The organism is Sphingomonas sp. S-NIH.Pt3_0716 (assembly GCF_003950715.1).
GTDB lineage: Bacteria > Pseudomonadota > Alphaproteobacteria > Sphingomonadales > Sphingomonadaceae > Sphingobium > Sphingobium yanoikuyae_A.
Genome location: NZ_QLJK01000056.1, coordinates 1 through 11,701 on the forward strand (window position 1 = coordinate 1; position 11,701 = coordinate 11,701).

Below are 11,701 nucleotides of genomic sequence, written 5' to 3' on the forward strand. Positions count from 1 at the left end.
TTCAAGGCCAGCAGCCGTATAAAGGCTGCACATAAAGGCCGGACACGCGACTGCACTCGATATGGCATGTCAGAACGTCAGAAAATCGCACCGCAACGCGGGAGCCATCCACACGCAACGCTAAGGGCGAACAATTAACGAACGCTTAGGCGACGCGGCTATCCGGCGGGAGATTTAGGGCCTTACGGCCAGCGGAAGCGGCGGCGCGATCCCAGAGGAAATCGCCGGAAAATGCAATATGCTCCCAGCCAACAGGGGAAGTATGGGCAAGAAGATCATCAGGCACCGCGACCGATGTTGATCTTAGATGCTGGGCGGCGGCGTCCATGTAGATCGTATTCCAATAGACGATCGCGGCGATGACCAAGTTGAGCCCGGATGCCCGATATTGCTGCGCCTCATGGCTGCGGTCGATGATACGGCCCTGGCGGAAGGTGTAGATCGCCTGCGTCAGGGCATGGCGCTGCTCGCTGTTGTTGAGGCCGGCATGGCATCGCCGGCGCAGATCGGGATTTTCCAGCCAGTCGAGCATGAACAGCGTTCGCTCGATCTTGCCGATTTCCTGTAGCGCGACGTCGAGCTGGTTCTGACGTTCGTAGGCGGCGAGCTTCCGGAGCATGACCGACGGCGCGACATGGCCGGCCTGGATCGATCCCACGACGCGCAGCACGTCGTCCCATTGTTCAGCGATGATGTCGGTGCGGATACGCTTGCCCAACAGCGGGGCGATGGACGGATAGGCCATGACCGGCGCCATCGGCGCGAGCCGCCTGTCGGGAAAGTCGCGCAGGCGCGGGCAGAAGCGAAATCCCAGCATGGCGCACAGGGCGAAGACATGATCGGTCGCTCCGCCGGTGTCGGTGTAATGCTCGACGATTTTCAGGTCGGTGCCATGGCTGGTGAGGCCGTCGAGGACAAAGGGTGCCTCATGCGTCGCCGCTGAGATCACGTTGATGTGATAGGGCGCGCGCTGATCGGAAACATGGGTATAGAAGCTGAATCCATGATCGACGCCATAGCGGGCGTTGATGTCGCCGCCCGATGCGCCGCGCTTCGCACCCCTGAAGAACTGGCCATCGGAACTGGACGTGGTGCCATCGCCCCATACCCGCGAGAATGGCAGGCGGTGGTGCGCGTTGATGAGGACAGTCAGCGCCGCGCGGTAGCTGTCGTCGCGGATATAGGCGTCATGGGTCCACAGGAGCTGGTCGCGCGTGCTTGGCCCCGATGGCATCGTCCTGCGCATTTCGTCGAGCGCGGATGAGATCGCGTACCGCCTCATGCGCTTCGTCCGGCACCCAGATCGCCGTGAGTTCGCCAGCGCGTAAAAGCCGCGCCAGCGTCATTGCGTCACGTCGGTCCGTCTTCACATGGTCGCCCGGGCGTCGCGGCATCATTGAGGGGGCGATGACGATGCAATTCTGTCCCAGCTTTGTCAGCAGTCGATGCAAACCATACCCACAGGGACCCGCTTCGTAACAGACATTCAACGTCACGCCCGGTGACGTCAGCCGCTTGACCAGTTTCCTGACCGCATCGTCCTCATTGGCGACCGTGCCGACGAAACGCACCTCGCCTCCGCGTTCCCCTTCGGCAACTGCGACCGCAATGGTCTCCTTATGAACGTCCAGACCAACATATTTCACTGCCTTCACCATGACTCGCCTCCGCTGCTGAAAAATCCATCATCAGCATCTCAGATTTGAGCCACCGAGGCTCTGGCAGTCATGGGGTCTAAGCGTCTCTGCGCGCACTTATGGGTCGACTCTATGCGTCGACGACTCCAGCATTCCAAAGGCATCCATCGGACAGTTGTAGCATCGCCTCTCGTCGCAGAGCCGGCATATCGTCAGCGCCGAGACAGCGTCGTCAGACATCTGCGCAAGTATTGTCTCGGCAATACGTTCCAGCACGAGGCGGTCAGCATTCGAGACATGGCTAAGGATTTCGGATAAAGTCTCGTTTCTTCGTTGCAGGATCGCAGATAGGCGAGTCTCGCCTGCCTCAGTGAGCATCAGCGCTACTGCACGACGGTCCCGTAGCGCTTTGGATCGAACGGCGAACCCGGCTGCAACCAATCGATCGACAAGCCGCACCGTCCCCGCGTGGGACAAGCCTAGCACCCGTCCTAATTCGTCGATCGAAAGACCGGTCGCGTGACCGATGACGACGATCGCCGCGGTGGTTTCGCCACCGCCGGGTATCGTCGGGTCGAATGCCGCCTTCTTAATTCGATCGGTGATGCCCACTGCGAGGGCGCCGAACAGATTGACGAGCCGGTCCGAGAGTACGTTCAAAGGGTTGCCTCATTCATTGACGGCGTATAGTGTATGCGCAGCGCATATATCACGCCTGTCTAAGCATGAAGGCAGGTCATGCGCCATGATGAAAGCGAGGCACCATGTTTTCGACATTACACATAGCTGAAAAGACGACCGGCTCTCGCGGGTCTCTCGCGTTGCTGCGCTGGGCGCTGGTGGTCATCTTTCTCTGGTTCGGTTGCATGAAATTCACGAGCTATGAAGCGATGGGCATCGCGCCATTGATGAAGAACAGTCCGATCATGAGCTGGATTCCGGCCGTTTTTGGGGTGCAGGGTGGAAGCTATTTTATAGGCACCGTCGAGCTCGCGACGGCCGCTGCGCTGATTATCGGTGCTTTCAACAAGACGGCCTCCGCTCTCGGCGCGGCGATGTCATGCCTGACTTATGCCGTGACACTGACGTTTTTCCTGAGCACGCCTGGCGTCGCCGAGCCGACCGCTGGCGGGTTCCCGGCGATTTCGGCCGGAACCGGACAGTTCCTGTTGAAGGACCTGGTGCTTCTTGCGGCATCAGCGTGCCTTCTACTTGCGTCCATACGGACAGCAGACGCGTGACGGCAAACAGGTGATAGGCGACGCTCCGGACCTGCGCTTTTGCCGAACCATACCCGCCTCAGCCCATAACGATCGACAAACCCTGTCGCTTTGATAGGGTGTTCGAAAACATGCTTTCGAGGGTTTGTCGTACATGCTGGTCGGATATATGCGGGTGTCAACGACCGATGACCGCCAAACGGTCGATCTCCAGCGGGACGCGCTCGTCGCAACCGGGGTCGATCATCGGCATCTCCATACCGACAAGGCATCCGGCGCGCGCGACGACCGACCAGGCCTGAAAGCCTGCCTCGACTATCTGAACGCGGGCGACACACTGATCGTGTGGAAGCTCGACCGGCTCGGACGCTCGCTGCCGCACCTGCTGACGATCGTCACCGATCTGAAGGCGCGCGGCATCGCGTTCCGGTCGCTGACCGAGCAGATGGATACGACCACGCCGCACGGCGAATTGCTGTTCTCGCTGTTCGGTGCATTGGCACAATATGAGCGTGCGCTCACGCGCGAACGGGTGATGGCGGGACTGGCTGCTGCCAAACGCCGGGGACGCCAAGGTGGCCGCCCGCCGATGATCGACGCCGAAACGCTCGAGCGGATCACCGCCGCGCTGGATGGCGGGGCCAGCAAGGCGTCCGTCTGCCGGACCTTCAAGGTGCCGCGTTCGACCCTTCTCGGCACGCTTGCCCGGATCGGCTGGACCGCACCGGCCAAGGTCTAAGCCGATGCCGCGTCGCGCCGTCCTGTCGGACGAGCAACGCGCGGCGTTGCTCGCGCTTCCCGACGACGAAACCCTGCTCGTCCAGCACTGGACATTGAGCCGGGACGACTTGGCCATCATCGTCCGCCGGAGGCGACCGCATAACCGGCTGGGTTTCGCGATCCAGCTTTGCGCGCTGCGCTATCCTGGCCGTTTCCTGCGACCCGGTGAACTGATCCCTGATACGCCGCTCGCGTTCGTCGCAGAGCAATTGCAGGTCGGACCCGAGGTGCTGGCCGACTACGCGACGCGCGGCCCGACCCGGTACGAACAGCTCGATGCACTGCGCGATGCATTCGGCTTCATGCCGCTCAGTCGGCCGCTGCGAACGACGTTGCAGGAATGGCTCCTGCCGATCGCGCTGACGACGACCAGCGGGGCTAGGCTGGCGCGCGTGATGCTGGATGAGTGCCGGCGACGGCGCATCATTGTGCCGGGCATCAGTTCGGTCGAGCGGATGGTCGCACAGGCGTTGCTCGATGCCGAACGCCATGTCGCCGAGCATCTGACCCGAGGACTCGATGCTCGACAGCGCCGGCTGCTCGATGCGCTTCTCCTGCCCCACACAGGCACGAACTTGAGCGATCTGGCCTGGGTGCGGCAGTCACCCGGCAAGCCCGGCCGAAAGACATTCGCCGCCATCATCGAGCGACTGACACTGCTTCGGGCCATCGGGATCGATCCGGATATCGCCGTAGGCGTCCATCCCGAGCGCCTCCGACGCCTGTGCCAGGAAGGCGTGCGGCTGACCGCGCAACATGTTCGGACGCTGCAAGCGACGCGGCGTCGCGCCACATTGGTGGCGACCATCCTCGAAACCATCGTTACCCTCACCGACGATGCGGTGCTGATGTTCGATCGCCTGCTTGGGCAGATGTTCCGGCGCGAACAGAACAGCGCGGACACGACACTCAAGCGCAACCGGCGCACCATCAACGGCAAAATCCGGCTGCTTGCCCAACTCGGCGCTGCCTTGCTCGCCGCCAAGATATCAGGTGGCGATATCGGCGCTGCGGTCGAGGCAGCGATCGGATGGAATGATCTCGGCCGCGAGGTCGATGAAGCCCGCAAGCTGATCCGCCCCGATTCGGTCGATCCCGTCGCGGTCGCCGCGACCAATTACCCCGTCCTCCGACAGGTCGGTCCCTCGTTCATCGCCTCGTTCACATTCGGGGCGGTGCCAGCCTGCCATGCGCTCGCGCGAGCGGTCGCGATCATGCGCGACCTTCATTTTGGTCATCTGCGCAAATTGCCTGCAGGCACGCCAGTCGGCTTCATCCGGCAAGCTTGGCGTCGGGCGATCGGCACCGGCATTCCCGATCGCAGGATCTATGAATTGTGCGTGCTGGTCGAGCTTCGCGACCGGCTTCGCGCCGGCGACATGTGGGTCGAGGGAAGCCGACGCTATCGTGCTGTCGAGCAGCAACTCATTCCTGCCCCCGTATTCGCCAACATGCGCGCGGCCGGCCCCTTGCCGATACCGGCACCGGATACGGCCGATATCTGGCTGGCCGAACGACGCGCCCGCCTCGCCCGTCGATTGGCCGAGGTCGAGCGAAAGGCGGAGACGGACGCGCTGGAAGACGTGCAGCTCAGCTTGGGCAGGCTGCGGATTTCGCCCTTGAAGGCGATTACTCCCGAGGAATCCGATACCGCCCTTGCGCCGCTCTATGCGCATCTGCCCGCGATCCGCATCACCGACCTTCTTGCCGAAGTCGATCGATGGACCGGGTTCAGCCAGTGCTTCACGCATCTGCAAAGTGGCCGTGCCGCGGATGAACCACGTGCGATCCTCACGGCGGTGCTCGCCGATGCCACCAATCTGGGCCATACGCGCATGGCGGAAGCCTGCAATCTCGTGACCCAGCGCCAACTCGGTTGGCTCGCCTCATGGCATCTGCGCGAGGAAACCTACGGTCGCGCGCTCGCCCGGCTTGTCGACGCCCAACACACCGCGCCGCTGGCCGCGCTGTTCGGGTCCGGCACCTCGTCCAGCTCAGACGGTCAGAACTTTCCGCTCGACCGCCGCGCCCAGGCAACCGGCGCAGTCAATCCGCACAAGGGGACAGAGCCGGCTGTCTCCTTTTACAGCCACGTCTCGGATCGCTACGCGCCGTTCCATTCCACAGTTATCTCCGCTTCGGCGAGCGAGGCGGCACAGGTGCTCGACGGGCTGCTCCACCACGGCGCCGATCTGCACATCGAAGAGCATCACGTCGATGGCGGGGGCGTCTCCGACCATGTGTTCGCGCTATGTCATCTGCTTGGGTTCCGGTTCGCGCCGCGTATCCCGAATATCGCCGCACGCCGTTTGCACCTGTTTAACGGCATCGAACCCGGCCCCGATATTGCGCCGCTGGTCGCGGGCCGCATCGACGAAGGTCTGATCGAGGCACACTGGGACGACGTGCTGCGACTGGGAACCTCGATCCGCACAGGCGTCGTCAGCGCCTCGATCATGCTGGAACGGCTCGGCTCCTATCCACGCGCCAACGGCCTGGCACTGGCGTTGCGCGAGATCGGTCGCGTCGAGCGTACCCTGTTCACGCTCGACTGGATCGAGCAGCCCGAACAGCGTCGCCGCGCCACCCGCGAACTCAACAAGGGAGAAGCGGAAAATGCCCTGAAACGCGCCATCTTCTTCCATCGCATCGGCCGTATCCGCGATCATGCGCTGCAAGCCCAAAGCCATCGGGCGAGCGCGCTGAACCTCGTCGCCGGTGCCATCGTCCTGTGGAACACGACCTACCTGCAAGCCGCCCGGATGCATCTCGCCAACCTCGGCCGGCCGGTCCCGCCGGACCTGCTGCAACACCTATCACCGCTCGGTTGGCAGCATATCAATCTCACCGGCGATTACCTCTGGACCGATCCCGATGCGCCATCCACCGCGCTCAGACCGCTTCGCCAGATGCGCGCCGTCGAAGGCACGGCAAAACCTTAGACCCCATGACTGCCGGAGCCTCGGAGGCTCGAATCTGAGATGCTGATGATGGATTTGTCAGCAGCGGAGACGAGTCATGACGGAGGCAGTGAAATACGTTGGTCTGGACGTTCATAAGGAAACCATCGCGGTCGCGGTTGCCGATGGGGAACGCGGAGGCGAGGTACGTTTCGTCGGCACGGTCGCCAACGAGGACGATGCGATCAGGAAGCTGGTCAAGCGGCTGACGGGACCGGGTGTGACGTTGAACGTCTGCTACGAAGCGGGACCCTGTGGGTATGGCTTGCATCGGCTGCTGTCGAAGCTGGGACAGAATTGCATCGTCATCGCCCCCTCGATGATGCCGCGACGCCCGGGCGACCATGTTAAGACGGACCGGCGTGACGCGATGACCCTGGCGCGGCTGCTACGCGCCGGCGAACTCACCGCGATCTGGGTGCCGGACGAAGCGCACGAGGCGGTACGCGATCTCATCCGCGCGCGACGCAGCGCGCAGGACGATGCCATCGGGGCCAAGCAGACGGTGCGCAGCTTCCTGTTGCGGCATGATCGTCGTTTTGGCGGCAAGGCGGCTTGGACGAAAATGTACTGGCGGTGGTTGTCCGAGCAGCGGTTTGAGTTTCCCCACCAGCAGCTGGCATTCGAGGAAATGCAGAAGCGGGTGCTGGAGGCCCAGGCACGGGTCGCGCGCCTGGAGGCGGCGCTGGCTGAAGCGGTGGATGCGTGGCGTTTTGCGCCGCTGGTCCGCAATCTGCAGGTCCTGCGCGGTATCAGGCTGGTCAGTGCCGCAACGCTGGTCGCCGAGGTGGGCGACCTCACCCGCTTCGACAATCCCAAGCAACTGATGGCGTATGTCGGCCTGGTGCCGTCCGAGCACTCCAGCGGTGCCAAGACCAAGCGGGGCCGGATTACCCGCGCGGGCAACGCGCAAGCACGGACGATGTTGATCGAGGCGGGCTGGTCGTATCGGCTGCCCGCTCGCGAGGAGCGACGCTACCGTGAACGGGTCATCGACTTGCCCGAGGACATCCAAGCGATCGGGTGGAAGGCGCAGGTTCGCCTGTGCCAGCGCTACCGTCGCCTGGCGGCCACCGGAAAGCCCCAGCCCAAGGTGACCACCGCGATCGCGCGTGAATTGGTCGGCTATGCCTGGGACATCGCCCGTCGAGTGTCGCCAGCGATAGCCGGCTGATCCACACAGAACAATTCCAGGAGGAGGCGCCAGGGCACCAACTGCATAGCCTTGGCCGGCGTGCCGCGGGCACCCGACTGTGATGGGCAATCCACGGTGTACGGTGGGGCAGGTTCGTCCGACGCCCGAACTTAGACGGAGGATAGGCCCAGCGACGGATACGGGTAGTGCGGTAACCAACCCGCGGATGAGAGCATGATCAATCGTCGTCGATCAGGCGTCCGCGGCACACCCGCCAAGGTCAATGCGAACGCTGGTCTTGCGGCCAGCGACAAGGTAAACTCGGCCAGCGTCTCGGATGGCAGTCATGAGAGCGTATATCTGGGTCCGTTCTGTGTACCGACCCCGGGTAGAAGAAAACCCGGTCGCCCTTGGCGTAGGGGATGCCGTCGGGGCTGGTTCCAGCCACCTTGGCGCGCTTCCAGTAGGGATCGCCCTTGTATCGGGTGTAAGCCATTCTCTTTCCTCCTTCTTCCTGCGGCTGAAAGCCGGTTGCCGCAGCAACCGGGTCTGCCTCTCCGGCGAGGAGCGGGACGGGGAGGGAGGAGGAAAATCGATGGTCTGGCGCGGGCAGGCCGCCTTAGCGCGGCCGGCACCCCCTAGGGTGTCGGGTGCCGTGCTTGGCGGACCACACGGGGCCGTCTATTTTCCTTCGGGAACGAAAGGGCAGCAGCCCTGGTGTTCCCCGCAAAGCGGGCCTCCGGGGGAGGCCGCGCAGCTCTGCGGGTGATGTCGCGCCTCTTCGGCGCGGCCTCAGGTGGTACACCTCACGCGAGGATCGTTACCCGCATGGGCCGAGACGCCGGCACGGTGGCTCGGGCGGCACGCGTGGCGCTAGAGCCGTGCCCGGCAGGGTCGCGCCCCATCTCGAAGCGCAGCTCTCAAACCCTTATGTTGGTCATCTGCGAAGGGCTTGTTGAGGACAGGCATGATGGCGTTGAGCGAACTGCAAGAATGGATCATGCGCGAGCTGCGCGAGAGGCGCGGCCTGATCGAGGGGTTGCCGAACCGGCCCGGCTCTACATCGGCCGACATGGAGCAGGCGATCGATGGGCTGGTGCGGCGCCGTTATGTTTCGGTGAGCGGACCGCCCAATCAGAACAGCGACCTTGGCAAGGACGTCGACGAGCTTCACCTAGAACCATACGGCAGTGGCTATCTGCGAACGCTGCGCTGATCCCATCCGCGAAAACAAGGAATGCTCGTGCCCAGCTACACCAACGCATTGCAGATTTCCCAAGAGGGCAAGGGCATTCCCTATGGCGGGACCGGCGAGATCCGCGAGGACGGCGACGCCAATTACGGCTTCAAGAACCTCAAGGGCAGGCCCGATCGGCTCGCCGATATTCCCGAGCTTGCACGGGACGAGGCGCTGCATGACCTGGTGGCCTCGCTGAACGCGCCGGAATCGGCTTTCGGAAGCGTCGGGTGCGTGAGCGCGCTCGTCGACGAGAGCGAGGGACACCGCGTCAGCGGATATGTGGAGTTTGCCTTCGATTCAGCCGAGAAGGTCGCTGACGCGGGAAGCTATTTCCCGGTGTTCTTCCACTTCGACCGTGCGCTTCACGTGATGAAGTTCGACGACAAGATCCATTATCACTGGGAGCTGATGGGCGCGACGTTTCACCATACGGACACGACTGGCTTCACGGTGTCGGTGACGGTGAACACGGGCTGGTATCCTACTGGGCCTCCGTACATTATTTGGACACAGATTCACGGTAGCCACTTCGCGAGTTCAGGCCTGCCATCAGACGGGATCAGGTCATTGGCGAGCATCGTACTCGCCGATCCTGACAGATAAGGATTTGTCGGAGAGGGCGGTTTCCCAAGCCGTGGTTCCATCGATCAAGTTCACGCCGGTTTCGACCTCCAAGGCAGAATAAGCAGCTGTGATCGCAGACTCAGCTGTACGAATCTTGAGCACCTCCTGTCGCCCTGCCTGTGTGAGTGAGACGATCGTGCGCCTGCGATCAACTGGATCTGCAGCTGTTGTAACCAGTTCCAGCTTTTTCAGCTTTCCCACCCAATCTATGATGACCGGGTGGAATTGCTGAAGGGTTGAGGCGATGGCAGTGATACGTTGCGGCCCTTGATTTTCGATTAGGTAGAGTATCGACGTTGTTCGAGGTGGAGCGATGATTCCTGCCTCGCCAAACCAGCGCTCGCATTCGGTTACCAGCCCCTCAGAGAGGCGGCGCAAACGATGAGCGAGGAAGAATAATCCCCCTGCCTGGATAAAATCCCCAGCCTTTTCATCAACTTTCACTACGCTTTGCCTTCGCTCTTTACAATTATGTAGGCTCATACATATTTTAAAGCCATATAGATGTCCATATTGGGTAGGTGCTGCATGAAGCCATGGCGCTGGGTTATCGCATTTTCGTTCGTGACTTCGGGAGTGACGGCTTCAGGAAGTCCATTAGCTCATTCCAGCGTTCGGCCAGATGGTAGCATCATGACCTGGTATCTGGATCGGCAAACAAATGAAGCGCAACAGCCCATCCTGGTGCTGGCGCAGGGATCGGGATGTACATCGGTCACATCCAGCCCAAATATCGAGGCCGCCAGGAAGCTATTGCCATCCGCCGCAATCCTTACGGTCGAGAAATACGGTGTTCTGGAAGGCGATGCTCCGAAGTCTTTTCCAGAAGATTGCCGACCAGCCTACGTGGCCCACCATACCATCAGCCAAAGGGTCGCCGACTACAGCCAGGTTATTGCAAGCCTCAGGAATGAGGCATGGTGGAACGGGAAACTCGTTTTGTTTGGCGGATCAGAAGGCGGTGCGGCGATGCAGATCCTTGCCGCTGAAGTTCGGCCGAACGTCGCGGTGATCTTTTCATCGGCGACTGGAATGCCGTTTCGTGAGGCATTCGTGAGGGTTCTGCCACCTTCAGAGGCGAAAACAGCGCCGGAACACATAGCTGCAATAAGAAAGAACCCCGACAGCACGGAAATTTGGCTTTCGAATAGCTACCGATGGTGGTCCGATATAATGGACAGACGACTATCGGACGATGCATTGCGCGCCACTGCGACGGAATTTCTGGTCGTTCAAGGTAAACGGGATCAGTCGAACCCGGTTACATCTGCCAGGCGTTTCGCCGCGAATTTCCGCAAATCCGGACGCAAGAACGTCACCTACTGGGAATTTTCTGACTATGATCACACTATGGTAGATCAAAAGGGTCAGTCTCACCTGCCAGAGGTACTTAGCCAAATATCAGATTGGTTGACCAAGACATTGGCGCGATAGAAGATTATTATCTATAGTGTCTTCTGCAATTTGATCTGTACTTCAGGTTCTCTGCGGCGTGAGGAAATTTCCTCCACCGACGGCGCAATCAAACGCTGGTTTGTGCGACCTGAATATCTGAATGTCCCCGAGAGCGATAGCGTCCGATCCAGACTATGCGTATATGAGGCGCTAAAATCGAACCATGAACCTTTGCGGATCTGATACTCCCGCGATGGGCTATTATATGACCACTGTAATTGCGCGACGTCGCCGGATATGCTGCCCCGGTCTTTGCCATTCCATTCAAACGTTCCGTTTGCCGTATAGCGAAATGTGCGCTGCATATTTTGCCCATCCGTCGTTTCGACCGGAGTATGTTCATTGAAAAGATTAGCACTGGCGCTTGCCTTGAGACGAGGGACGATCGGGAAGGCAAGGTCAAACTGGGCGCCACTGCTCCAGCTTTTACCAGCATTTACGTAGCTATAGACACTGCTTCCGGTCGCATTGAGAGAATAACTTTTGCTCCAAAGCCGACTTGTTTCGCGCAAGTAGACAGTAGTGAGAACGGCGGAGCAATATTCGACCACGGTAGCGGCGGGATAGTCCTGCTGCGGGCGGCGTAAAAGTCGTCCACCTTGAAGCCTTTCTGCCGAGTCAGGGAGGTGTGGGGATCTACAGCGTGGAAC

General features: G+C 61.1%; 10 protein-coding genes and 2 pseudogenes. 7 read left to right on the forward strand and 5 right to left on the reverse strand.

Annotation, left to right across the window (positions count from 1 at the left end; translation table 11 throughout):
• Positions 1-145: 145 nt before the first annotated feature.
• The 3 genes and pseudogenes from BRX37_RS24995 to BRX37_RS25005 form a co-directional block, all read right to left on the reverse strand.
• Positions 146-1,216: pseudogene (locus BRX37_RS24995) on the reverse strand (Tn3 family transposase); the annotation flags it as partial.
• Positions 1,200-1,658: pseudogene (locus tag BRX37_RS25000) on the reverse strand (IS110 family transposase); the annotation flags it as partial. The pseudogenes BRX37_RS25000 and BRX37_RS24995, both read right to left, overlap by 17 nt.
• A 96-nt stretch (positions 1,659-1,754) precedes the next feature.
• Complete coding sequence (locus BRX37_RS25005) at positions 1,755-2,297, reverse strand: MarR family winged helix-turn-helix transcriptional regulator (protein WP_010339851.1); 543 nt, start codon at positions 2,295-2,297, stop codon at positions 1,755-1,757.
• Positions 2,298-2,401: 104 nt separating this feature from the next.
• Between BRX37_RS25005 and BRX37_RS25010 the strand changes: the two genes are divergently transcribed.
• The 6 genes from BRX37_RS25010 to BRX37_RS25040 all read left to right on the forward strand — a co-directional run bounded on the left by BRX37_RS25010 (position 2,402) and on the right by BRX37_RS25040 (position 9,575).
• Complete coding sequence (locus BRX37_RS25010) at positions 2,402-2,878, forward strand: YkgB family protein (protein ID WP_010339850.1); 477 nt, start codon at positions 2,402-2,404, stop codon at positions 2,876-2,878.
• Positions 2,879-3,011: 133 nt separating this feature from the next.
• Positions 3,012-3,596, forward strand: coding sequence for a recombinase family protein (locus tag BRX37_RS25015; RefSeq protein ID WP_010339849.1), 585 nt, complete (start codon positions 3,012-3,014; stop codon positions 3,594-3,596).
• Between the two features lie 4 nt (positions 3,597-3,600).
• Positions 3,601-6,579 (forward strand): Tn3-like element ISMpo10 family transposase, encoded by a 2,979-nt coding sequence (locus BRX37_RS25020; RefSeq protein ID WP_012449407.1) that lies wholly within the window; start codon positions 3,601-3,603, stop codon positions 6,577-6,579.
• Positions 6,580-6,655: 76 nt separating this feature from the next.
• Positions 6,656-7,771 carry an IS110 family RNA-guided transposase gene (locus BRX37_RS25025; protein WP_125990131.1) on the forward strand — a complete coding sequence of 372 codons (1,116 nt, stop codon included), beginning with the start codon at positions 6,656-6,658 and terminating at the stop codon, positions 7,769-7,771.
• Between the two features lie 928 nt (positions 7,772-8,699).
• Positions 8,700-8,948, forward strand: coding sequence for a hypothetical protein (locus BRX37_RS25035; protein ID WP_125990135.1), 249 nt, complete (start codon positions 8,700-8,702; stop codon positions 8,946-8,948).
• Between the two features lie 27 nt (positions 8,949-8,975).
• Positions 8,976-9,575 (forward strand): hypothetical protein, encoded by a 600-nt coding sequence (locus BRX37_RS25040; protein ID WP_125990137.1) that lies wholly within the window; start codon positions 8,976-8,978, stop codon positions 9,573-9,575.
• On the opposite strand, the gene BRX37_RS25045 is transcribed toward BRX37_RS25040, so the two are convergent.
• The gene (locus tag BRX37_RS25045) at positions 9,537-10,040 is read right to left on the reverse strand and encodes a MarR family winged helix-turn-helix transcriptional regulator (protein WP_037472742.1); all 504 of its coding nucleotides are present in this window, start codon (positions 10,038-10,040) and stop codon (positions 9,537-9,539) included. The two genes, BRX37_RS25040 and BRX37_RS25045, sit on opposite strands and share 39 nt — an antisense overlap.
• A 189-nt stretch (positions 10,041-10,229) precedes the next feature.
• Between BRX37_RS25045 and BRX37_RS25050 the strand changes: the two genes are divergently transcribed.
• Complete coding sequence (locus tag BRX37_RS25050; protein ID WP_052027513.1) at positions 10,230-11,030, forward strand: alpha/beta hydrolase; 801 nt, start codon at positions 10,230-10,232, stop codon at positions 11,028-11,030.
• Positions 11,031-11,041: 11 nt separating this feature from the next.
• On the opposite strand, the gene BRX37_RS25055 is transcribed toward BRX37_RS25050, so the two are convergent.
• The coding region (locus BRX37_RS25055) for an outer membrane beta-barrel protein (RefSeq protein ID WP_206434225.1) at positions 11,042-11,701 on the reverse strand (660 nt) is incomplete at its 5' end.

Excerpts from the sequence above, each read along its gene's own strand:
- BRX37_RS25010 (WP_010339850.1), top strand. The coding sequence starts at position 2,402 with ATGTTTTCGACATTACACATAGCTGAAAAGACGACCGGCTCTCGCGGG.
- BRX37_RS25015 (WP_010339849.1), top strand. The coding sequence starts at position 3,012 with ATGCTGGTCGGATATATGCGGGTGTCAACGACCGATGACCGCCAAACG.
- BRX37_RS25020 (WP_012449407.1), top strand. The coding sequence starts at position 3,601 with ATGCCGCGTCGCGCCGTCCTGTCGGACGAGCAACGCGCGGCGTTGCTC.
- BRX37_RS25025 (WP_125990131.1), top strand. The coding sequence starts at position 6,656 with ATGACGGAGGCAGTGAAATACGTTGGTCTGGACGTTCATAAGGAAACC.
- BRX37_RS25035 (WP_125990135.1), top strand. The coding sequence starts at position 8,700 with ATGATGGCGTTGAGCGAACTGCAAGAATGGATCATGCGCGAGCTGCGC.
- BRX37_RS25050 (WP_052027513.1), top strand. The coding sequence starts at position 10,230 with ATGACCTGGTATCTGGATCGGCAAACAAATGAAGCGCAACAGCCCATC.